The sequence below is a fragment of the Arenibaculum sp. genome (assembly GCF_035998295.1).
Lineage (GTDB): Bacteria > Pseudomonadota > Alphaproteobacteria > Azospirillales > Azospirillaceae > DASYHS01.
Window position 1 is genome coordinate 58,306 of the sequence record NZ_DASYHS010000157.1, and the last position, 21,505, is coordinate 79,810.

The 21,505-nt window shown below is 70.6% G+C and carries 25 protein-coding genes; 7 read left to right on the forward strand and 18 right to left on the reverse strand.

All coding sequences use genetic code 11. From position 1 onward, the window contains the following. Position 1: 1 nt before the first annotated feature. The 3 genes from VGO20_RS15885 to VGO20_RS15895 form a co-directional block, all read right to left on the reverse strand. Positions 2-715, reverse strand: a complete 714-nt coding sequence (locus tag VGO20_RS15885; protein ID WP_327503349.1) for an ABC transporter permease — start codon at positions 713-715, stop codon at positions 2-4. Between the two features lie 62 nt (positions 716-777). Continuing rightward, positions 778-1,617, reverse strand: a complete 840-nt coding sequence (locus VGO20_RS15890) for a transporter substrate-binding domain-containing protein (RefSeq protein WP_327503350.1) — start codon at positions 1,615-1,617, stop codon at positions 778-780. Positions 1,618-1,731: 114 nt separating this feature from the next. After that, positions 1,732-2,541, reverse strand: a complete 810-nt coding sequence (locus VGO20_RS15895) for an ABC transporter ATP-binding protein (protein WP_327503351.1) — start codon at positions 2,539-2,541, stop codon at positions 1,732-1,734. A 162-nt stretch (positions 2,542-2,703) separates the two neighbouring features. Between VGO20_RS15895 and VGO20_RS15900 the strand changes: the two genes are divergently transcribed. Next, entirely contained in the window at positions 2,704-2,907 is a 204-nt protein-coding gene (locus VGO20_RS15900) for a hypothetical protein (RefSeq protein ID WP_327503352.1), read from the forward strand. Positions 2,908-2,916: 9 nt separating this feature from the next. Further along, the gene (locus tag VGO20_RS15905; RefSeq protein ID WP_327503353.1) at positions 2,917-3,594 is read left to right on the forward strand and encodes a hypothetical protein; all 678 of its coding nucleotides are present in this window, start codon (positions 2,917-2,919) and stop codon (positions 3,592-3,594) included. 24 nt (positions 3,595-3,618) lie between these two features. Here the strand turns inward: VGO20_RS15905 and ccmI are convergent, their stop codons facing one another. Genes ccmI through ccmD form a run of 6 tightly spaced genes read right to left on the reverse strand, consistent with a single transcriptional unit; the run spans position 3,619 to position 8,740 of the window. Beyond that, positions 3,619-5,031 carry a c-type cytochrome biogenesis protein CcmI gene (gene ccmI, locus VGO20_RS15910; protein WP_327503354.1) on the reverse strand — a complete coding sequence of 471 codons (1,413 nt, stop codon included), beginning with the start codon at positions 5,029-5,031 and terminating at the stop codon, positions 3,619-3,621. Between the two features lie 3 nt (positions 5,032-5,034). Further along, positions 5,035-5,508: a cytochrome c-type biogenesis protein gene (locus tag VGO20_RS15915; protein WP_327503355.1), complete on the reverse strand. Its 474-nt coding sequence runs from the start codon at positions 5,506-5,508 to the stop codon at positions 5,035-5,037. An 8-nt stretch (positions 5,509-5,516) separates the two neighbouring features. Continuing rightward, positions 5,517-6,047 (reverse strand): DsbE family thiol:disulfide interchange protein, encoded by a 531-nt coding sequence (locus VGO20_RS15920; RefSeq protein ID WP_327503356.1) that lies wholly within the window; start codon positions 6,045-6,047, stop codon positions 5,517-5,519. A 7-nt stretch (positions 6,048-6,054) separates the two neighbouring features. Beyond that, positions 6,055-8,058: a heme lyase CcmF/NrfE family subunit gene (locus tag VGO20_RS15925; RefSeq protein WP_327503357.1), complete on the reverse strand. Its 2,004-nt coding sequence runs from the start codon at positions 8,056-8,058 to the stop codon at positions 6,055-6,057. Beyond that, positions 8,055-8,510, reverse strand: a complete 456-nt coding sequence (ccmE, locus tag VGO20_RS15930) for a cytochrome c maturation protein CcmE (RefSeq protein ID WP_327503358.1) — start codon at positions 8,508-8,510, stop codon at positions 8,055-8,057. The genes VGO20_RS15925 and ccmE overlap by 4 nt, the downstream gene beginning before the upstream one ends. Further along, positions 8,507-8,740, reverse strand: a complete 234-nt coding sequence (gene ccmD, locus VGO20_RS15935; RefSeq protein WP_327503359.1) for a heme exporter protein CcmD — start codon at positions 8,738-8,740, stop codon at positions 8,507-8,509. Before ccmD ends, ccmE begins: the two co-directional genes overlap by 4 nt. Positions 8,741-8,998: 258 nt before the next feature. Between ccmD and VGO20_RS15940 the strand changes: the two genes are divergently transcribed. Genes VGO20_RS15940 through VGO20_RS15955 form a run of 4 tightly spaced genes read left to right on the forward strand, consistent with a single transcriptional unit; the run spans position 8,999 to position 12,232 of the window. Continuing rightward, entirely contained in the window at positions 8,999-9,703 is a 705-nt protein-coding gene (locus VGO20_RS15940) for an ABC transporter permease (protein ID WP_327503360.1), read from the forward strand. Between the two features lie 8 nt (positions 9,704-9,711). Further along, positions 9,712-10,458, forward strand: a complete 747-nt coding sequence (locus VGO20_RS15945) for an ABC transporter ATP-binding protein (RefSeq protein WP_327503361.1) — start codon at positions 9,712-9,714, stop codon at positions 10,456-10,458. Then, positions 10,431-11,285: an ABC transporter substrate-binding protein gene (locus VGO20_RS15950; protein ID WP_414639832.1), complete on the forward strand. Its 855-nt coding sequence runs from the start codon at positions 10,431-10,433 to the stop codon at positions 11,283-11,285. The genes VGO20_RS15945 and VGO20_RS15950 overlap by 28 nt, the downstream gene beginning before the upstream one ends. After that, the gene (locus VGO20_RS15955; protein ID WP_327503362.1) at positions 11,282-12,232 is read left to right on the forward strand and encodes a helix-turn-helix transcriptional regulator; all 951 of its coding nucleotides are present in this window, start codon (positions 11,282-11,284) and stop codon (positions 12,230-12,232) included. Before VGO20_RS15950 ends, VGO20_RS15955 begins: the two co-directional genes overlap by 4 nt. On the opposite strand, the gene VGO20_RS15960 is transcribed toward VGO20_RS15955, so the two are convergent. After that, positions 12,190-13,107: an SMP-30/gluconolactonase/LRE family protein gene (locus tag VGO20_RS15960; RefSeq protein ID WP_327503363.1), complete on the reverse strand. Its 918-nt coding sequence runs from the start codon at positions 13,105-13,107 to the stop codon at positions 12,190-12,192. The genes VGO20_RS15955 and VGO20_RS15960 overlap by 43 nt on opposite strands. Before the next feature lie 186 nt (positions 13,108-13,293). On the opposite strand from VGO20_RS15960, the gene VGO20_RS15965 reads away from it, so the two are divergent. Beyond that, positions 13,294-13,587: a winged helix-turn-helix transcriptional regulator gene (locus VGO20_RS15965; protein ID WP_327503364.1), complete on the forward strand. Its 294-nt coding sequence runs from the start codon at positions 13,294-13,296 to the stop codon at positions 13,585-13,587. A gap of 7 nt (positions 13,588-13,594) precedes the next feature. Here VGO20_RS15965 and VGO20_RS15970 read toward each other — a convergent pair whose 3' ends face one another. From VGO20_RS15970 to VGO20_RS16005, 8 genes are all read right to left on the reverse strand, one after another. Next, positions 13,595-14,848, reverse strand: a complete 1,254-nt coding sequence (locus VGO20_RS15970; protein ID WP_327503365.1) for a pentapeptide repeat-containing protein — start codon at positions 14,846-14,848, stop codon at positions 13,595-13,597. Between the two features lie 274 nt (positions 14,849-15,122). Then, positions 15,123-15,842 carry a heme ABC transporter permease gene (locus VGO20_RS15975; protein WP_327503366.1) on the reverse strand — a complete coding sequence of 240 codons (720 nt, stop codon included), beginning with the start codon at positions 15,840-15,842 and terminating at the stop codon, positions 15,123-15,125. Positions 15,843-15,948: 106 nt separating this feature from the next. Continuing rightward, entirely contained in the window at positions 15,949-16,662 is a 714-nt protein-coding gene (pcsA, locus tag VGO20_RS15980; protein WP_327503367.1) for a phosphatidylcholine synthase, read from the reverse strand. A gap of 59 nt (positions 16,663-16,721) precedes the next feature. Continuing rightward, positions 16,722-17,138: a large conductance mechanosensitive channel protein MscL gene (gene mscL, locus VGO20_RS15985; protein WP_327503368.1), complete on the reverse strand. Its 417-nt coding sequence runs from the start codon at positions 17,136-17,138 to the stop codon at positions 16,722-16,724. 36 nt (positions 17,139-17,174) lie between these two features. Beyond that, the gene (ccmB, locus tag VGO20_RS15990; protein WP_327503383.1) at positions 17,175-17,840 is read right to left on the reverse strand and encodes a heme exporter protein CcmB; all 666 of its coding nucleotides are present in this window, start codon (positions 17,838-17,840) and stop codon (positions 17,175-17,177) included. Then, the gene (gene ccmA / locus VGO20_RS15995; RefSeq protein WP_327503369.1) at positions 17,837-18,505 is read right to left on the reverse strand and encodes a heme ABC exporter ATP-binding protein CcmA; all 669 of its coding nucleotides are present in this window, start codon (positions 18,503-18,505) and stop codon (positions 17,837-17,839) included. The genes ccmB and ccmA overlap by 4 nt, the downstream gene beginning before the upstream one ends. A 64-nt stretch (positions 18,506-18,569) precedes the next feature. Then, on the reverse strand, positions 18,570-18,920 hold the full coding sequence (locus VGO20_RS16000) for a CBS domain-containing protein (protein WP_327503370.1): 351 nt from the start codon (positions 18,918-18,920) through the stop codon (positions 18,570-18,572). Positions 18,921-18,945: 25 nt separating this feature from the next. Further along, the gene (locus VGO20_RS16005) at positions 18,946-20,724 is read right to left on the reverse strand and encodes an SLC13 family permease (protein ID WP_327503371.1); all 1,779 of its coding nucleotides are present in this window, start codon (positions 20,722-20,724) and stop codon (positions 18,946-18,948) included. Positions 20,725-21,505: the final 781 nt, after the last annotated feature.

Sequence of the window (21,505 nt, forward strand, 5' to 3'; positions counted from 1 at the left end):
TTCAGGCCCGCCTTACGCCGCGGTTGGCATGCCGCTCGGCACGCTCGAAGCCGTAGGTGGAAATGGAGGTCATCGTGAGATACAGCACCGCCGCGGCCCCGTAGAACAGGAAGGGATTGCGCGTGGACCCGGCAGCGAGGTTGGCGGCGCGCATCAGTTCGGCCAGCGCCATGACGGAGATCAGCGACGTGTCCTTTAGGGTGAGCTGCCACACATTGCCCAGCCCCGGCAGGGCGAAACGCAGCGTCTGCGGCATCAGGATGCGCCTGAACAACTGTCCGCGGCGCATGCCGAGCGCCTTGCCGGCCTCAAGCTGGCCATAGGGCACGGCCATGATCGCGCCCCGGATCACCTCGGTCGAATAGGCGCCGCTGATCAGGCCGATCGCCAGCACGCCGACCAGGAAGGCATCGATCTCGATGTAGCCGGCGTAGCCGAAGATCCGGGCGACCCTCATCAGGGCGAGATTGGTGCCGAAGAACAGCAGGTAGATCACCAGCAGCTCGGGAATGCCGCGCAGCACGGTGGTGTAAAAGTCGGCGGCCACGCCGAGCACGCGGCTGCCCGAAAGCTTGGCCAGCGCGCCGAGCGTCCCGAATACCTGGCCGAGCAGGAAGCCGCCCACCGCCACGGCGACGGTCATGGCCGCGCCGCGGAGCAGCTCGTCGCCCCAGCCCGCGTCGCCGAACTTGAGAAGGTCCAGGAAATCCAACATGCGAAGGCGAGCCGGCATCCCGGCCGCCCCGTCTCCGGGGCAGCCGGTGCCTCAGGCCCGTTTCACTCCTTCATCGAGGCGTCGAAGCCGAACCACTGGGTGGTCATGCGGGCGATCGTGCCGTCCTCGGTGGCGGCCTTGATCGCGGCGTCGAACTTCTCGCGGAGCGCGTCGTCGCCCTGGCGCACGCCGACGCCGACGCCGATGCCGATCGGCCCGCCGGTGAAGCCCGGACCGAAGATCTCGACACCGCCCTGGGTCTCGATCACGGACCTCGTCGCCGAGCTGTCGGCCAACATCGCGTCGATGCGGCCCGACAGCAGATCGAGCGCGATGCTGTCGACCTTGTCGTAGGTCTGGACGTCGACGTCGGGCAGGTACTCCTGCATCATGTTCTGGTGCGTGGTCGCGACCTGAACGCCGACGGTCTGGCCTTCCAACGCCTTGGCGAGCGTGTCGAGCGCCTGCTGCTCCTCGGCGCTGACCTGGTTGTAGTCAACGCGGTCGACCGGGAAATCCAGCTTGAGCAGCGGGCTGTCCTTGAGCGCCGAGAACACGATCGGCTCCGTAGCGTAGGGGCCGGCGAAGCTGATCACCTGCCGACGCTCGTCGGTGACCGACATGCCGGCCATGATCGCGTCGTACCGTCCGGTGGTCAGGCCGGGGATGATGCCGTCCCATTCCTGCGCGACGATCTCGCATTCGGCCTCCATGCGCCGGCACAGGTCCTTGGCGAGGTCGATCTCGAACCCTTCGAGCTGGCCGGCGGCGTTGGTGGTGTTCCACGGAGGATAGGCACCCTCCGTCGCGATGCGGATCCGCGACCAGTCCTGGGCCGCGGCCGTACCCGCCGTCGCCAGCAGCGCCGCACCGGCCGCCAGGGCCGCAACGATCTTCTTCACTATGGTGGCCTCCTTGTTCTTGGGGATCTCGTTCTGGCCCGAACCGCGAGCCGGATCCGTTCCGGTCACAAGTTCATCATTTCCGGGCCGCGGTCAAGCCGGTCGGTACGTCGCCTAGAGATTGCGCGCGAGAAACTGGCGGCACCGCTCCGAGCGCGGATCGCCGAAAACCTGGTCGGGCGGCCCCTGCTCCTCGATGCGGCCCTCGTGGAGGAAGATCACTTCCGAGGAGACTTCGCGCGCGAAGGCCATCTCGTGGGTCACGATGATCATGGTCGAGCCCTCGTCCGCGAGCTGCCGGATCACCCGCAGCACCTCGCCGACCAGCTCGGGATCCAGCGCGGAGGTCGGCTCGTCGAAAAGCATCACCCGAGGCTGCATCGCAAGCGCGCGCGCGATGGCGACGCGCTGCTGCTGACCACCGGAGAGATGACCGGGATAGGCGGACTCCTTGTCGTGCAGCCCGACCTTGGCGAGCAGCGTGCGGGCGCGATCCACCGCCTCGGCGCGAGGTACGCGCAGGACGTGGATCGGAGCCTCGATCACGTTCTGGAGCACGGTCATGTGACTCCAGAGATTGAAGCTCTGAAACACCATGCCCAGCCGGGAGCGGATGCGGTCGACCTGGCGGCCGTCTGCCGGCCGGCTCCTCCCGTGGCGGTCGCGCTCCATGCGTATCAGCTCGCCGTTGATCCAGACCCTGCCCTCGTCGGGGATTTCCAGCAGGTTGATGCAGCGCAGGAACGTGCTCTTGCCCGACCCGGACGAGCCGATCATGGAGATCACGTCGCCTTCGTTGGCCCGCAACGACACCCCTTTCAGCACCTCGAGAGCGCCGAACCTCTTGTGCAGGGCCTCGACCACGACGGCGGCGGAGGGATCGGGCGATGGTATGTCGTCTTCCTTTTGGGCCGGAAATGCCATGCGTGTGGTGCCGTCCAGTCATGCGTCGACCGAAGGCTAGCCCGCACCGTCGGGCCGAGCCAAGTGGATTCTCGGCAAATCCCCTTTTCCGGGCCTCGGGCGGGAACGACGCCTGGACGGCTCGGTTTCCTTTCCAGAATGAAACGATCGGCACGGGACGCGATGACCGAGGATCCGGAGCCGGGAGCGAACCCGGGACGTGACGTGCCGGGTGGCGGCACGACGCGCAACACCGGAGGACGGCGTACCGGCGTCCGGGATGCGCACGGCCGGAACGCGGGCGGAAGCCCGCGGCGCTGGATCATCCCGCTCGCCTTCGTCCTGCTGCTGCTGGTCCTGCTGCTGCTCGCAACCGTTCCGGAATGAGGACACGCGATGACCGAAAGGACGATAACGGCGCTCTTCACCGACGACGCCGGGGCGCACCGGGCGGCCGACGCGGTTCGGGCGCTCGGTTTCGGCGAAGATCGGATGATGCTCGTCGCACGCGCGGCCCTCGCGTCCGGTCACCTCGGCCCAGGCGGCAACGCGAGCGCCAGATCGGGCGACACCCATCCCATGCCCGGCCCCATGCCCGGCCCCATGCCCGGCGAAGTCACGCCGGCCGGCACGCTGCTGGTCGTGCGGGCCGGCGCGGAGGACGAGGGCAAGCTGGTCGGCGTGCTGGAGCATCACCACCCCGACCAGATCACGAGCGAGGGCGCGGAGTACCATGCCGCGGGCTGGACCCGTTTCGACGAGGCCGCCGGAGCCTTCGGGGCGGTCGAGATCTCGGACGACCGGCTGGGCACCGCACCGGCCCGGCCGGCCGAAACCGCCGGGCTCGGCCGGGCCGGAGAGAGCGGGCGCGAGGCCGATCCGGCACCGGAACCCGGCAGTGCGGGCGGCGGGCCGCAGGCGCATCTCGAACGGATGCGCCGGAGCACCCTCGGCACGCCCGACCCGGCGCTCGACCGCGCTCCCGAACCCGCGCCGAACACACCGGCCGGCGAACGCCGCGCCCGGGGCCGCCAGACCCGCGCCGAACGGGATTCGGATCGGCAGAACCGGTAGGTGGCGCGGGCCCGGAGCCGGGTCTCATCCGCCCGTCTTCAATGCCTCGGTCTTCAATGCCTCGATGGCTTCGCGCAGGCGGGCGTGTTCGGACGACGCAGGGTCGAGCTGGGCGAGCAGGCGACCCCACAGCTCGGCCGCGTCCGCAGGCCGCCCGGCTTCGGCCGCGTCCTGCCCAAGCACGTAGAGGGCGGTCGCATTGGCGGGATCGACCTCCAGCGCCCGGCGCAACGCGGCAAGCGCCTCGGGCGGCGGCGGCCCGTCGGGCGCGGCATCGATCAGCGCCTCCGCGCGTGCGACCAGGACGTCCGGCCGGTCCGGGGCCGCCCTCTGCGCCCCGGCATAGGCCCCCAGGGCCTTCTCCCGGTCGCCCAGCACGCGATACGCGCGGGCAAGCCTGAGCCAGCCGTCGGCATCGCCGGGTTCCTCCGCGAGGCGGGCCGCCAACCGGTCGACCATGCCGCGGACCATCCCGGCCCGCTGCTCCGCCGTCATCTCCCCGGCAGCCTGCATCTGCTCGCGCGTCGGACCCGGCGCTGGCGCCGACGGCTGCGCGGCCGTGCCGGGCGACGACGGGTCCGGCATCACCGAGGCGACGTCGCGCCCGAGTTCGGTCGCGGCCTCGGCGATGCGCTGACGGACCATCCCGACCCAGGGCGCATCCGGCGGGCTCGCGCGCAGCAGCCCGCTCCAGCCCGCCAGCGCCGTCTCGAAGTCGCCGGCCTGCGCGCTCGCCAGCGCGAGATAGTAGCGCGCCCGCGGATCGTCGGGCACGCGCTCCAGCACGCCCTCGAAAAGGCGCCGCGCCTCCTCCGGGACGATGCCGCGATCGGTCCTCACCAGCGCTTCCGCGAAGGCGGTCGCCAGCCCGGGATCGCCCTGGCTGAGCGCGAGCGCCCGGCGATAGGCGTCGGCGGCATCGCGATGGCGTCCCATGCGGTCGTAGACCTGCGCCATCAGGACCCAGCCCTGGAGGTTTTCCGGATCGCGCTCCAGCTCCTGGCCCAGGCGGTCCAGCGCCTCGAGCACGGCCGGTGGGGCGCCGGCATCTTCCCGGGACGCGACCGGTTGCGCCGGCAGGTCGGGATGCCCGGCCGGAAGGTAGACCGCCAACGCCGCGAGCGGCAGCAGCGCCGCGATCGCTACCGCCGGCCAGCGGCCGGCCGACGTCCTCGACGGAGGCGCTGGAGCTTGCGGCCCGCGTCCGGCGTCGGCGGCGAGCATGCGCCGGCCGATCTCCGCGCGCGCCGCCTCGGCCTGGTCACGGTCGAGCAGCCCGCGGGCAACGTCGCGCTCCAGTTCCTGGAGCTGGTCGCGGTAGACCGCGAGGTCGTAGTCCGTGCGCGCGGCCGCCCCGCCGCGCGAGCGCATCAGCGGGTGGACGAGCAGGGCCACGGCGCAGGCCGTGAGCAGGGCCGCGAGGATCCAGAACAGCATGGCTCAGGGCTCTCCGCGGATCAGCTGGTCGAGCCGGCGACGCTCGTCCTCGCTCAAAGGCGGCATCTCCGGGCCGGCCCGCCGACGCCCGCGCAGGAACGCCGCGACGCCGGCGCCGGCGAGCAGCAGGATCGCCGCCGGGCCGAGCCACAGGGCGTAGGTCCCGGCCTTGAACGGCGGGCGCAGCAGCACGTAGTCGCCGTAGCGGGCGACGACGTAGTCGAGCACCTCGCGCTCGTCGTCGCCGGCGGCGAGGCGCTCGCGCACGAGGATGCGCAGGTCGCGCGCCAACGGAGCGTTGCTGTCGTCGATGGACTGGTTCTGGCAGACGAGGCAGCGCAGCTCGCGGCCGATGTCGCGCGCCTGCGCCTCGAGCGCCGGGTCGGCCAGCATCTCGTCCGGCAGCACCGCCGCGGCCGGCCCGGCCAACATGGTCCAGGCCAGCACGGTCCAGGCCAGCAGCGCGAAAGCGAGCATCCGCGCCTTCACCCCTTCAACTCCCGCAGGATCGGCAGGATCGTCGTCTCGAGGTCCTGCGGCATGATCGGGCCCACATGGCGGTACCGGATGCGTCCTTCGCGGTCGACGACGTAGGTCTCCGGCACGCCGTAAACGCCCCATTCTATGCCCACGCGGCCGTCACGGTCGGCACCGAGGCCGGCATACGGGTTGCCGTGCTCCTTCAGGTAGGCCGTGGCGTCGGCCGCCTTGTCCTTGTAGTTGATGCCGTGGATCGGCACTCCCCCCTCGGCCGCGATACGCATCAGCACGGGATGCTCGACCCGGCAGGGGATGCACCAGGACGCCCAGACATTGACGAGTTGCACCTCGCCCTTCAGGTCCGCGGTCTCCAGCCCACCCTCCGCCCCTTCGATCGACGGCAGGGAGAAATCCGGGACCGGGCGGTCGATGAGCGCCGAAGGGATCGCCCGCGGGTCGCGGGTCAGTCCGACCGCGAAATAGACCGCGACGACCAGGAACAGGGCGAGGGGAGCGAGGAAGACCAGGCGCTTCATGACGGCCTCACGGGACGGCCAGCCGGCGCCGCGCCGATGGTGCGCCGATCCTCAGCCGCCGGTCGGAGAGGCTGATGGCGCCGCCCAGCGCCATCACCCCCGCGCCGAGCCAGATCCACGGCACCAGCGGGTGGTGGTAGGCGCGCACGACGTGGTCCGGGCCGTCCCCTCCCGCCGCGTCCCGGCCGGCGTCCTCGCCCGGGGCCGAGGCCAGCACGAGGTAGAGGTCGGAATACCAGGTCGTGTGGATCGCCGCCTCGGTCGTCCCCATCCGCGCGACGGGATACCAGCGCTCCTCGGGATGCAGCGTCGTGACCGGACGGCCGTCGCGGGTCACGGTGAAGGTGCCGCGCGTGGTCGAGTAGTTGGCGCCCTGGCCCTGCTCGACGCCGTCGAAGCGCAGTTCGTAGCCGGCCAGCTCGACCGTGCCGCCGGGACGCAGCAGGACCACCCGCTCCTCGATCCAGGCGGCCGAGCCGGTCATGCCGGCGATGGCGATGCCGAGCCCGGCATGGGCGATCGTCGTGCCCCAGGCGGAGCGCGGCAGGCCGGCGGCGCGGCGCAGGCTCTCGGCGAGCGGCGCGCGGAACAGGCGGATCCGCTCGGCGAACTCCGTCAGCGCGCCGAAGAAGGCCCAGGCGGCCATCGCGACGCCGACCAGCGCCAGCACCGGCCCGCCCGTATGCCACCACAGCGCGGCGAGCACGCAGGCCGCCGTCAGCACGGCCGCCAGCTTGAGCCGCCCGAGTGCGCCGGCGAGGTCGCCGCGCTTCCAGGCGAGCATCGGGCCGACCGCGAGCGCGGCCACCAGAGGCACCATCAGCGGCACGAAGGTCGCATTGAAGAAGGGCGGCCCGACCGACACCTTGCCGCCGCCCACCGCGTCCAGGAACAGCGGGTAGAGCGTGCCCAGGAACACGGTCGCGGTCGCGGTCGAGAGCAGCAGGTTGTTGAGCACCAGCGCCCCCTCCCGCGAAACCGGCGCGAACAGCCCGCCGAGTTTCAAGGCCGGGGCGCGCAGCGCATAGAGCAGCAGGGAGCCGCCGGTCGCCAGCACGAGGAGCGCCAGGATGAAGACGCCGCGCTCCGGATCGACCGCGAAGGCATGGACCGAGGTCAGCACGCCGGACCGCACGAGGAACGTGCCGACCAGCGACAGCGCGAAGGTCAGGATCGCGAGCAGGATCGTCCAGCTCTTCAGCGCATCGCGCTTCTCGACCACGATGGCGGAGTGCAGCAGCGCCGTTCCGGCGAGCCAGGGCATGAAGCTCGCGTTCTCGACCGGGTCCCAGAACCACCAGCCGCCCCAGCCCAGCTCGTAATAGGCCCACCAGGAACCGAGCGCGATGCCGACCGTCAGCGACGACCATGCGGCCAGCGTCCACGGCCGGACCCAGCGCGCCCAGGCCGGGTCGACCCGGCCCTCGATCAGGGCCGCGACCGCGAAGGCGAAGGCGACCGAAAAGCCGACATAGCCCAGGTACAGGAACGGCGGGTGGAAGGCGAGACCGGGGTCCTGGAGCAGCGGGTTCAGGTCGTTGCCGTCGAACGGCGGCGGATCCACCCTGACGAAGGGGTTGGAGGTCGCGAGGATGAACAGCAGGAAGCCGACGCCGACCATGCCCTGGACCGCCAGCACGCGCGCGCGCAGCGTCGGCGGCAGGTTGCGCCCGCCGGCCGCCACCGCGGCGCCGAACAGCGCCAGGATCAGGACCCAGAGCAGCATCGAGCCTTCGTGGTTCCCCCAGACGCCCGTTACCTTGTAGAGCATGGGCTTCAGGGAGTGGCTGTTCTGGACCACGTTCAGGACCGTGAAGTCCGACACCACATAAGCCTGCATCAGCGCCAGGAAGGCGAGCAGGATCAGCGTGAACTGGCCGATCGCGGCCGGCCCCGCCACGTCCATCCACGCAGACACCCCGCGCGAGGCGCCCGCCAGCGGCAGCACGGACTGGACGATGGCCAGGAACAGCGCCAGCACCAGGGCATAATGGCCGAGTTCGGGGATCACTGCGATGCCTCGAGCGTCTTCACCCCATGGGGAGCCCCCGCGCGCTTCAGCGCGTCGGCGACCTCGGGCGGCATGTAGGCCTCGTCGTGCTTGGCCAGAACGTCGTTGGCGACGAAGACGCCGTCCGGGCGCATGCGCCCCTCCGCGACGACGCCCTGGCCCTCGCGGAACAGGTCGGGGACGATCCCCGTGTAGGTGACGGGCAAGGTGGTGGCCGTGTCGGTGACGCGGAACTCGATCGTCAGCCCGTCGGGCATCCGCCGGACGCTGCCGGCCTCGACCAGCCCGCCGAGGCGGAAGTTCCGCTCGCCGACCTCGCGCGCCGCGACGTCGGAAGGGCTGTAGAAGAAGACCAGGTTGTCTTCGAACGCGGCCAGCCCGAGCGCCGCCGCGGTGGCGAGGCCGAGGCCCGCGAGGCCGAGCATGGCCAGGCGACGCTTCTTGCGGGTCATGGGCTGCCTCCTTCGGCGCTCGGCCCAGCGATCGGCCCGGCCAGTGGCCCGGCGCCCGGGCGCGCCTTGCGGCGGCGCGGCCGGTTCTCCTCCAGCATGCGCAGGAGTGCTTCGCGCCGGCGCAGATCGCGCACGGTCGCGACCAGCAGGCCGGCCATCACCAGCGCCGCGATCCCATAGGCCGGCCAGACGAAGGCGGCATACCCGCCCATGGAAAGAAACTCGGCCATGTCTTCGATCATTCCGTCGGCCACGTCCGCAACCGGACAACCGTAACGGCCCCCAGATATGATCCGTCGCGTCCGCGTGCAATGCGGCAGCGACGCCGTGCCGCACATGGCCCGGGGAACCTGGCGGCCCGCCGGCATTATGGCGATCCCGGCCCGCGCGGACAAGGCCGCGCCCCTTGCCAGGAAACGCGTCGTCATGCATCTTTTTCATTCCTGCGGCGTTTACCGGGAAAATTTGCAGCTTTCTGCAGGACTGCCATGGACGACGTCCTCGATGCCTTCGCCGCGGCGGGCGGCCTCGTCCTGCATGCCGATCCGGCGTTCCTGGAGATCGTCTGGCTGTCGCTGCGGGTGACGCTCGCCGCCGTCGCGGCTGCGGCGGTGATCGGGCTGCCCGCGGGCGCGCTGCTCGCGATCGCGCGCTTCCCCGGCCGCGGCGCCCTCGTCGTGTCCTTCAGCGCGTTGATGGGGTTGCCCCCGGTGGTTGCCGGGCTCGTCGTCTACCTGCTGCTGTCCCGGTCGGGGCCGCTCGGCGAACTCGGCCTTCTCTTCACCCCGACGGGGATGGTGATCGCCCAGACGGCGCTCGTGCTGCCCATCGTGCTGTCGATCACGCGTCAGGTCGTCGAGGAACTGTGGACGGAATACGAAGAACACCTGCGCTCGCTCGGCTCCTCGGCCTTACGCGCGGTGCCGACCCTGCTTTGGGACGGCCGCCACAGCCTGGTCACGGGCATCCTGGCGGGTTTCGGCCGGGCCAGCGCCGAGGTCGGCGCCGTCCTGATCGTCGGCGGCAACATCGCCGGCGCCACCCGGACCATGACCACCGCGATCACGCTGGAGACCGGCAGAGGCAACCTCGCGCTGGCGCTCGGCCTCGGGATGGTGCTGCTGTGCCTGACCCTCGCCGTGAACATCGGGGCGCACCTCGTCGCACGCCTCGGCCGGCGCACGGCCGGATGAGGGACGGCATGCGCGCCCAGCCCTCGATCCTGCCCCTGCGCCTTTCGGGCGTGACGTACGAGGCAAGCGGCCGCCGCCTGATCGACGGGCTGGACCTCGAACTGGCCGGTCACGGGCGCCTGGTCGTCCTCGGCTCGAACGGTGCCGGCAAGAGCCTGCTGCTGCGCCTGTGCCACGGCCTGCTGCGCCCGACCCGCGGCTCGGTGGAATGGCTCGGCCCGGGGGCCGGCCCGGACGTCCGGCGCCATCGCCTCGTCGCCCAGCGGCCGGTGATGCTGCGCCGGACCGTGGCCGCCGACATGATCCACGCGCTGCACCTGGCGGGACTCGGCTGGAAGGCGCGTCGCGCGGCCGCCCGCTCGGCGCTGGCGCGCTTCGGGATGACCGACCTCGCCGACCGGCCGGCGCGCGTGCTCTCCGGCGGCGAGCAGCAGCGCCTGGCCTTGGCGCGCGCCTGGGCCCTGGGCCCGGAAGTCCTGTTCCTCGACGAGCCGACGGCCAATCTCGATCCCGCCGCCACCCGGGCGGTCGAGGCGATGATCGACGCCTTCCACGCCGAAGGCACCAAGATCGTGATGACGACGCACGATCTCGGCCAGGCCCGGCGGCTTGCCGACGAGATCCTGTTCATCGACCGCGGCCGGCTGGTCGAGCATGCGGGCGCCGCCGGCTTCTTCGAGGGACCCCGCACCCCCGAGGCCGCCGCCTATCTGCGCGGAGACCTGCCGTGGCAACCCTCGGGAGGATCGAGATGATCATGGCCGCACGCGTCGTCCTTGCAGCGCTGCTTGCGCTGGGGCCCGCCTCCGCGTCCCCGGCCCAGGAGCGGTTCATCATCGTCGCCTCGACCACCTCGACGGAGCAGTCGGGCCTGTTCGACCACGTCCTGCCGATGTTCGAGGCGGACACCGGGATCACGGTCCGCGTCGTCGCCCAGGGCACCGGGCAGGCGCTCGAGACCGGCCGGCGCGGTGATGCCGACGTGCTGTTCGTCCACGACACCCCGGCCGAGGAGCGGTTCGTCGCCGACGGCTTCGCTCCCCGCCGCCACGACGTGATGTACAACGACTTCGTGGTCGTGGGGCCGGCCTCCGACCCCGCCGGGATCGCCGGCGGGCGCGATGCGGTCGCGGCGCTCCGGAAGGTCGCGCAGGCCGGTGCGCCCTTCGCGTCGCGCGGCGACGACAGCGGCACGCACAAGGCGGAACGGAGGCTGTGGGCACTGGCCGGGGTGGACCCGACGGCGGCTCCGGGCGGCTGGTACCGGGAGACGGGGTCGGGCATGGGGCCGACCCTCAACACCGCGGCGGCGATGGATGCCTACGCGCTGGCGGATCGCGGCACGTGGCTCAGCTTCCGCAATCGCCGCGATCTCGGCGTCGTCGTCGAGGGCGACGGGCGGCTTTTCAACCAGTACGGGGTGATGCAGGTGAGCCCGGAGAGGCACCCGCACGTCAAGGCGGACCTCGCGGCCGGCTTCGTGGACTGGCTGTTGTCGGGCCGGGGTCAGCGGGCGATCGCCTCCTTCACGGTGGACGGCGAGCAGCTCTTCTTTCCCAACGCGAGCCGGAGCGGTTCGTGACCGCCCCGGTTCCGGAACTGATGAACACGCGCGAGGTCGCACGATACGTGCGTCTCAAGGAACGCAAGATCTACGACCTCGTCAGCCGCGGCCTCATCCCCTGCACCCGCGTCGGCGGCAAATGGCTGTTCCCGAAGGGCCGGATCGATGCCTGGCTGGCAGGGCAGGCCGAGGCCCCGTCTCGGCCGGCGCCGCCGCCGGTCATCGCCGGAAGCCACGATCCGTTCCTGGAGTGGTGTGCGGACGAGTCCGGCTGCGGGCTCGCCCTGCTCGGCGGGGGAAGCCTGGACGGGCTGGACCGGCTCGCGCGCGGCGAAGCGGTCGCGGCCGGCGTGCACGTGCTCGACCCGGCCACCGGAGACTACAACACGGCGGCGATAGAGGACCGCCTCGGCGGCAGGGAGGTCGTCGCCATCGAATGGGCGGAACGGGAGCAGGGGCTGGTCCTGCCGGCGGGCAACCCCCTCGCGGTCGCCGGGCTGCGCGACCTCGCCGCGCGCGGGGCACGCTTGGCTTTGCGCCAGCCGGGCTCGGGTGCGCGCATCCTCCTCGACCACCTGTTGCGCCTGGAAGGCCTCGCGCCGGACGCCTTCGAAGGCGCCGGACGGACGGTCCGCACCGAGACGGAGGTCGGCTTCGCGGTACTGGAAGGCAGGGCCGACGCCGGCCTCGCGATCCGGGCGGTAGCCAGCCGCCTGCGGCTCGACTTCCTGCCGCTCCATCGCGAGCGGTTCGACCTCGTCATGCGCCGGCGGGACTATTTCGAGCCTGCGATCCAGGCGCTGCTGGGTTTCGCCCGGACCGCGGCCGCCGCGCAGCGTGCGGCCGAACTCGACGGCTACGACGCGCGGCGGCTGGGCGCGGTGCGATACAACGCCCCCGACCGGGACGCAGCCCCACCGCCTCAGAACGTCTTGGCGCCGCTGACGGGAAGGAGGACCGCGTAGAGCGACGTCGTCGCGCAGATGAACAGGCGGTTGCGCTTGGCGCCGCCGAAACAGACATTGGCGACCCGCTCGGGCACTCTGGCGATGCCGACCAGATCGCCGTCGGGCGCGTGGCAGTGGACGCCGTTCGCCGCACTCGTCCAGAGATACCCGTCCTCGTCCAGGCGGAAGCCGTCGAACAGGCCGGCGGTGCACTCGGCGAAGACGCGGCCTCCGGACAGGCCGGGGCGGTCCTCGCGGACGTCGAACACCCTGATATGGCGCGGGTGGTTCTCGACATGCGTCGCCCCCGTGTCGGCGACGTACAGATGCCGCTCGTCCGGCGAGAAGGCGATGCCGTTCGGTTGTACGAAGTCGTCCGCGACGAGGTGGACCGCTCCCGTCGCGGGATCGGCGCAGTAGACGTTGCGGGACCCGATCTCGCTGTCCGCCCGCACGCCCTCGTAGTCGGAATCGATGCCGTAGCTGGGGTCCGTGAACCAGATCGTGCCGTCCGACCGGACGACGACGTCGTTGGGGGAGTTGAACCGCTTCCCCTCGAACCGGTCGGCCAGGACGGTCACGCTCCCGTCGTGCTCGGTGCGGGTGACCCGGCGCCCGCCATGCTCGCAGGTGACCAGCCGGCCCTGCCGGTCGACCGTGTTGCCATTGGCGTAATTGGCAGGCGAGCGGAAAACCGACACGGCGCCCGTCGTCTCGTCCCAGCGCAGCATGCGATCGTTGGGAATGTCGCTCCAGACCAGACAGCGATGGGCCGGAAGATAGGCGGGTCCCTCGGCCCACCGGCAGCCCTCGTAGAGCCTCTCGACGCCGGCACTCGTCCTGATCCGGCGCCGGAAGCGTCCGTCCAGTATCTCGAAATCATCCTCCGCCATCACCGGGCTCCTCGACGGTGTCACTTCTTTTTTGATAGCGCCATTCCGGCAAAGTCGCTACTGAAAAGATAGCGGCCGCCGACTCGGCCCGCAGTAGTCCCGCCTCACGTCGATGGAAGAAGGTGCAGCATGCGCATTCCCATGCCGGGTCAGCCAGTGAGGGGATCGAGGAGCGGAGCGCCCGTGATGGCGCTCCTCGACCTGCTGGGACGGCGTTGGGCGATGGGCGTGGTGTGGACCTTGGCGGAGACGGGACCCTGCAGCTTCAACCAGCTGCAGGATCGGTGCGAGAGCATCTCCCCGGGTGTTCTGAACACCCGGCTCAAGGAACTCCGGGCCGCCCGGCTGATCGAACGCCACGCCGGGGGTTACGCGGTTTCGCCCCGTGGCCGCGAACTCTACGCGCTGCTCGAACCGCTGGGCAAATGGTCGAAGGAATGGGCGGACGACGTCCTTTCGGCCGAAGCCGGACCCGAGTAGAGGGCCGCTAGAAGTCCGTCCGGGCCGCGACGAGATGCGAGAACACCAGGTCGGCGGGGTCCAGCTCGGCGCCGCGCAGGTCGGCGCCAGCGAGGTTGCAGTAGACGAGATAGGCGCCGCCGAGGCGCGCGCCGCGCAGGTCCGCCCCTCTCAGATCGGCCTCGCCGAGCCGGGCCTTGCGCAGGTCCGTCGGCCAGGACCGCCCGGTCCCCCGGCCGTCGGGTGCCAGCAGTTCGACCGAGCGCGCCGCAACGTTGCACAGCACGGCGCGCGTGAGGTCGGCCTCGCGCAGCGCAGCGCCCGATAGATCCGCCCCGTCCAGCCGCGCCTCGACCAGGCGCGACTTCGCGAGCCGCGCGAACTGCAAGCGGCAGCTCCGGAGATTGGCCTCGGTCAGGTCGCATTCCTCCATCACTGCGCCGCTCAGGTCCGTACCTTCCAGATCGACGCCGCGGAAGTCCTGGCCGGCGAAGGAGAGCGGGCCGCCTTGCGCGCCGTTGCTGCGGATCCATTCCGCATGGGCGTCCAGCGCCGACCGGAGCGCCGGCGGCAGCGTCTGCCGGCCCCGCTGCACGACCGCGTCCAGGAACACCGTGCCGTCGGTGTTCGCGTGCAGAAGGTCGACGTTGCGCAGCTCCGCCCCGCGCAGGTCGGCCCCCGTCAGGTCGGCGCCTGTCACCTTGGCGTTGTTGAGCAGCGCGCCCTTCAACCGGGCTCCGACCAAGCTCGCGTTGCTGAGGTCGGCACCGGTGAGGTTGGCCTTGAACAGGTTCGCGCTGGCGAGGTTCGCCCCGACCAGCTTGGCTCCCGCCAGTTCCACCTTCTCGAGATCGGCGCCGCGCGCGGATGCGCCCGAGAGGTCGGCCCCGCCGAGATCGGTCGGCCTGTCCTCGACCCGCTTGCGGTCGGCGACCCAGATCACGAGCTGGCCCGGCCTCAAGTCAGCCTTGTCCAGCTTCGCGCCCCGCAGGACCGTCCGCGTCAGGTTGGCGCCGCGCAGGTCGGCCCCCGTCAGCGAGGCTTCCGCCATGTTGGCCGAGGTGAGGTTGGCCCCGAACAGGTCGGACCGGTCCAGCACGGCGCGGACCGCCAGGCCGTGGCTGAGGTCGATGCCCGAGAGCATCGCGCCCGGCATGAACAGCCGGCTCAGGTCGCGACCGGCCATGCGCGCGCCCTTCAGGTTCAGCAGCACCCCGCCGGGGCGGCCTTCCAGATAGCTGCGGTGAAGGGCTATCAGCTTGAGGAGCTTGCTCGGTTCCATGGGCTGCGTGCTGTACACGGGCGCATGCAGGGACCATAGCAGTCACAATCAATTTATTACAACTTGCCTTGCATTCGCGTCACATGTCGTCCGCCCCCACATACCGTCCAGACGCAAAAAAGCGCCCGGCGGGCGAAGCCGGGCGCGGCGAGTGGTCTGGTTGCAACGCCATGCGAGATGGCGGTTCCCATGGTAACCGGGAATTCGTCCCGGAGGCATGGGTCCCGAAACGGATTTTCCCGCCGTGGCATTCCCGCCACGCCGGCATTCACCTTCAGCCCTGGACCTGGTTCAGGCGCAGGAGCTGGATCTTGCGCAGGGCGAGTTCGCTGCGCAGGCGCAGCAGCACCACCGTCGCGAAATAGGCCTTGAAGGCGAGCGCCATCACCATCAGCGGCCACAGCATGCTCGGATCGATCGCCGGCCCGCCCATGCGCACGACGCTGGCCGGCTGGTGCAGGGTATTCCACCAGTCGACCGAGAACTTGATGACCGGCACGTTGACGGCCCCGACCAACAGCAGGATCGCGCCGGCACGCGCTCCTCGCGTCGGATCGTCGAAGGCGTTCACCAGGGCCATGTAACCGAGATACAGGAAGAACAGCACCAGCACGCTGGTGAGCCGGGCATCCCAGACCCACCAGGTGCCCCACATCGGCTCGCCCCACAGCGAGCCGGTGACGAGGCAGACGGCGGTGAAGCCGGCGCCGACCGGCGCGGCGGCCTTGGCGAACAGGTCGGCGAGCGGGTGGCGCCAGACGAAGCCCGCAGCCGCCGCCGCCGCCATGCTGGTATAGACGAACAGCGCCATCCAGGCCGCCGGCACGTGGACGTACATGATGCGTACGGTCTCGCCCTGCTGGTAGTCGGCCGGCGAGGCGAAGAGCGCCAGATAGAGACCCGCCGCCAGCAGCAGCACGGTCGCCCCCGAACTCCAGGGCAGGATGGCCGCGGAAAGGCGCTGGAAACGGGCCGGGTTGGCGAAACGGTGCATGGAGGCGGCGTTCTCGTTGGGACCGCCGATCATATGCGAGCGTTGCGCGCCATTGCGAGAGGCGAAAGAGGCCGCCTGCGCCGATCGGTCGCGGCCTGTCCGTGCTCTACGCCGGCCCGCGCAGCGTGCGCCACAGGCAGACGCCGACGTAATAGGCGGTGGCGGCGAGCCAGGGCACCAGCACGATGACCGGCAGTTCGGGGTGGACCAGGAGCAGGATCAGGCTGGATGCCATCCAGACGACGGTGACCGCGATGTTGATGGCCATGAACTCGCGCACCCGGAACGGGTGCAGGAACTTCACCGTGGTGAAGGTCAGCGCACCGATGACGACCACGACCAGCGCGTTGACGAACCCGGGCCAGCCGAGAACCCAGAGATACAGCGCGACGACGTTCCAGATCGCCGGGAAGCCCACGAAGTAGTTGTCGCCGCTCTTCATGTGGACGTTGCAGAAGCAGTACAGCGACGTGACCAGGATGAAGGCGGTCAGGACCGTGCCGAACCCGTCGGGAAACAAGCCGAAACGGTAGAGGAAGATCGCGGGCACGACGACGTAGTTCAGGTAGTCGATGACGAGGTCGAGCACGGAACCGTCGAAATCGGGCAGCACGTCCCGCACGGCGGCTCGGCGTGCGAGCGTGCCGTCGACGCCATCGACGATCAGCGCTATGCCGAGCCATATCAGGCAGGCGGTCGCATTGCCGTCGATCACGGCCAGCAGCGCGAGCAGGCCGAGAACTGTGCCGCTGCCCGTGAAGGCGTGCACGCTCCAGGCCGACAGGCGGCGGCCGACGCTGTAGGTGGTGCTGCTGCTCACGGGCGGACGTCCTCAAGACGATCGAGTTTGTAGGCAATTTCCGGCCGGGATGGAAGGGGTCAGGCCCGTCGCTCGCGCAGCAGGTCGCGGATCTCCTCCAGCAGGACCTCCTGGCGGGCGGGGGCGGCGGGTACGGCCGGCGGCGTCTCCCGCCGCAGCCGGTTGACCTGGCGCACCAGGAGGAAGACCGCGAGCGAGACGATCAGGAAGTTGATCACGGTATTCACGAAGACGCCGTAGTTGATCGTCGGCGCCCCGGCGGTCTGAGCCGCTGCCAGGCTGGCGAAGCGTTCGCCGCCGAGGTTCAGGTAATATTCCGAGAAGTCCAGCCCACCGACGATCACCCCGATCGGCGGCATCAGGATGTCCCTCACCAGCGAGTTCACGATCGCCGTGAACGCGGTGCCCATGATGATGCCGACCGCGAGTTCGACGACGTTGCCGCGGGCGATGAACTTTCGGAATTCCTGAAGCAACTCGACCTCCTGAAGACGTGAACGTCGGCGGGCATTTCATTCCAGCGCCTGCCTGAGGGCCGCGGCCCCCGCGAGCGGGGCCAGCGGCAGCGCCGCCGCCAGCAATCCCGTCAGCAGCAGGAGCTGCGGACGCGCGGCGAAGCCGGCTGCGGCGGCATCGATCGCCCCCGCACCGAAGATCAGGACGGGAATGTAGAGCGGCAGGATGAGCAGCGAAAGCAGCACGCCGCCGCGCCGCGCTCCCAGCGTCAGCGCGGCGCCGATGGCGCCCACCAGCGACAGGGTCGGGGTGCCGGCCAGCAAGGTCAGCACCAGCACCGGCATTCCGTCGGCCGGCATGTTCATCAGCACGGCGAGCAAGGGCGAGGCGGCGATCAGCGGCAGTCCCGTGACCAGCCAGTGGGCCAGGGTCTTCGCCAGCACGACCGCCTCCAGCGGCGGCCCGCCGAGCGCCAGCAGTTCCAGGCTGCCGTCCTCGTAATCGGCCTGGAACAGCCGCTCCAGCGACAGCAGCGAGGCCAGGAGCGCCGCAACCCAGATCACCCCGGCGGCGATGCGTGCCAGCACGTTCGGCTCCGGCCCGACCCCGAACGGGAACAGCACGACGCACAGCACGAAGAACATGACCGCGACGAAGGCGTCGGCGCCCTGTCGCAGCGACAGCCGGAGATCGCGGCCGACCAGGCGCACGAAGCCCTTCACCACGCGTCCCCGTCTTCCGCGTCGTCCGTGTCCCAGCCCTCCGCCGGGAAACGGTCCAGCGCCAGCACGACCGCGCAGGGCAGGTCGATCTCGGCGTGGGTGGAGGCGACGACGATGCCGCCGTCGCTGCGATGGCGCGCCATCTCGGCCTCGAGCCGATGGATCCCGTCGCGGTCGAGCGCCACCGTCGGCTCGTCCAGCAGCCACAGCGGGCGCCGCACGGCGATCAGGCGGGCCAGGTTCAGCCGCCGCTTCTGCCCGGCCGAGAGGTAGCGTCCCGGAACGGCCTCGACATGGGCCGCCCCCATACTGGCGAGCGCGCCATGCGCCGCCGCCGCCGGGTTGGGGGCGCCGCCGAGGCCTGCCCAGAAAGCGAGGTTCTCCAGCGCGCTCAGCACCGGCTTCACCGCATCCTGATGGCCGACGTAGTGGACGCGCGCGCGATGACGGTCCGGTTCGTCCGCGATCGCCTCCCCGTTCCAGGCGAGCTGGCCGGAAAACGGCCGCAGCAAGCCCGCCATCAGGCGCAGCAGGCTGGACTTGCCGCTGCCGTTGGGGCCGGTCAGCAACAGCGCGCCGCCGGACGCGACCTGGAAGTCGAGGCCGCGAAAGACGAGGCGGTCGCCGCGCAGGCAGGTGAGATCGGTGCCGGAGAAGTCGGGCATGGGCGGGCGGTGGACGGAACGTGCCCGGTCCTATAGCACAACCGGAGCGGCCCGTCCGCCCGCTTCAGCCCGGCAGCACCACGATCCCCAGCAGCCGGCGCTCGCCGTCGACCACGGGAGCGCGGCGGATCTGACGCCGCTCCAGCTCGCGCGCCACATCCTCGTGACGGTCGCCCAGCGCGCAGGTGACGACGTCGCGCGACATGACGCTCTCGACGGGACCGGCGGGATCGGCGGCGCCGACGACGACCCGGACGATCAGGTCGCGATCGGTGACGATGCCCTCGACGCGGCCGTCCCGGCAGACCGGCAGGGCGCGGCACCCGTTCTCGATCATGATGGCGGCGGCCTCGCGTATGGGAGTCGCGGCCTCCACCGCCTCGATATCCCGCTCCATCGTCTCCGACACGTTCATCGGCATGCCTCCCGCAAAGGCCCGCTCACACAGGCGCCACCGGCCAGACCGCGACGATCAACGCGGTCCCGACCACGATCACGATGGTCGACAGCGGCAGGCCGAGCCGCCAGTAGTCCCCGAACCGGTAGCCGCCGGGCCCCATGACCAGGGTGTTGCACTGATGCCCGATGGGCGTGAGGAAGTCGCAGGCCGCGCCGACCGCGATCGCCATCAGGAAAGGGTCCGGATCGAGGTCCAGCCGCGCCGCCAACCCGACCGCGACCGGCGCCATCACCAGGACGGTCGCCGCGTTGTTGAGGAAGGGGGTCACCAGCATTCCCGTCACCATGATCATCGCGACCGCGGCGACGGGAGGAATGTAGGACGCCGCGATCGCCAGCCCGTCCGCGAGGATTTCGCTCGCCCCCGTCGTCTGCAGGGCCTCGCTGACCGGCAGCAGCGCGCCTAGCAGGATCAACAGCGGCCAGTCGATCGCCGCATAGGCCTCGGCCGCCGAAAGCTGGCCGAAAGCGACGACGGCGACCGCCGCGAGGAAGAAGGCGACCGGAACGGGCGTCAGGCCGGTCGCGACCGATACCATCGCGACCGCGAGGATGGCTGCGGGCAGCAGGCCCCGGCGGCCGCGGTGCAGGAGCAGGTCGTGCGTGGCGACGGGCTGGCAGCCGAGGGCGGGCAGCGCCTCCGAGATGGCGTCGGCGGGACCGCTCAGCACGACGAGGTCCCCGGCTTGGAATCGGGCGCGGCGCAGGCGCTGGCCGAGCGGCCGGCCGCGGCGCGAGAGCGCCAGCAAGGTGATCCTGTACCGGTCGCGCAGGCGCAGCGACTCCGCCGTGGCGCCGATCAGGGGGGATCCCTGCGTCACCACGGCCTCGACGGTGCCGACGCGGCCACGCCGGACGTCCGCGACCGCGTCGGCATCGTTGGCGGGCGTCAGTTCCAGGCCGGCCGCGTTGACGATGCGCTCCAGGGCGCGCGTGTCGCATTCGAGGACCAGGATGTCGTCGGCGAACAGCGTCCAGTGTCCCGACGGGATGTAGCGCCGCACCCTCTCGCGGATGATGGCCGCGACGGTGACGTCGCCCTCGGCCTCGTCCTCCAGCTCGCGGACTGTCTTGCCGACGAAGGGCGAGTCCGGCGGCAACCGCACTTCGGCACGGTAGTCGTCCACGACGGCCGGCGCTCCACCCGAGGCGCGGTTTCCCGGCAGCAGCCGCCATCCGACCGTGAGGAAGGCGATGCCTACGGCCGTCAACCCAAGCCCCACGGGCAGGAAGTCGAACATGCCGAACGGCGATCCGACCAGGTCTTCGCGAAGCTGCGAGACGATGATGTTCGGCGACGTTCCGATCAGGGTCATCAGGCCGCCGAGCAGGGAGCCGAAGGACAGCGGCATCAGCAGGAGGGAGACGGGCCTGCCGTTGCGCCGCGCGATCTGGACCGCCGCCGGCATCAGCAGCGTCAGCGCGCCGATGTTCTTCGTGAAGGCCGACATCACCGCGACCAGGCTCGCAAGCACGCCGACCTGCGCGCCGGTGGTGCGCAGGCGGGGCGCCAGGGGCCGCATGGCGGTGTCCACGACGCCCGAGCGGGAAACCGCGGCACTGACCACGAGGGCGGCGGCGACGATCACGACGATGTCGCTGCCGAACCCCTTGAATGCGGCTTCCGGAGGGACGACCCCGGTCAGGAGACCCGCTCCCAGCGCCATCAGCGCGACGAGTTCGTAGCGGATGCGGTCCCAGATGAAGAGCACCACCATGACGGCGACGATGCCGAACGCCGCGGCCTGGGCGAAGGTCATGGGCAGGCTTGGCGCTGGTCGGGAGTGCCGTCGGGCCAGGGGCCCGGCCGGTCGGCGTTCCCCGGTGTCCGGATGCTGACGTTCTGCATTCGCTCTTTCCCTGCTGGGGCGAGAAGCGAACGTCGAACCGGGGCTTCCGTTCCCGAGCGGAAAACGCGCCGTAGAAAAGAAAACGGCCACCGCGGGGGGCATGTGCGGTGGCCGATTCAGATCCAGCCGGGGCCAGGCTGGCGGCATCCCGAAATAAGGATGCCGTTGAAGGGCGGGTTCGGGATGCCTTGAGTGGCATCCACTGCGCTGTAGGGGCCCTTCCCCGGTGATAGAGATAGGTTTGAATAGTGGCGGAATTAAGATATCGGCGTTCCAGGCCTGGAGACGGGGAGCTTTTCCTGGGCTGGAACGGAGTATTTTAACGTTTTAAATCAACGCTTTAATCGAAGGTGGTTGGTACGTACACCTTGGTGGTACCGCCATTCCCCGGACTGCGCCGTGCAGGCTTTCGAAGACCGGTGTCGATCGGCGGCGTTCTACCACGGCCAGGGCGGGCGGCAAGCGTTAGGCACTGCGCGCGTACGCTTGCCGAGCGGTCCGGCGCCTTCGGCGGTATGGAGTACGGTGGACGCGGTTCTCTTCCCCTGCCCCGCGACGGCTTCGGGCCGAGTGCCGCAGGCCATGTCCGCATCTCGCTCGCGGCCGACGACGCGCCGACGACGGAGGCCGGGCGGCGCATCGTGAGGCTTGCGCGGGCGCTCTCGACGGAGCGTCGGGGAAGCGGGTGAAA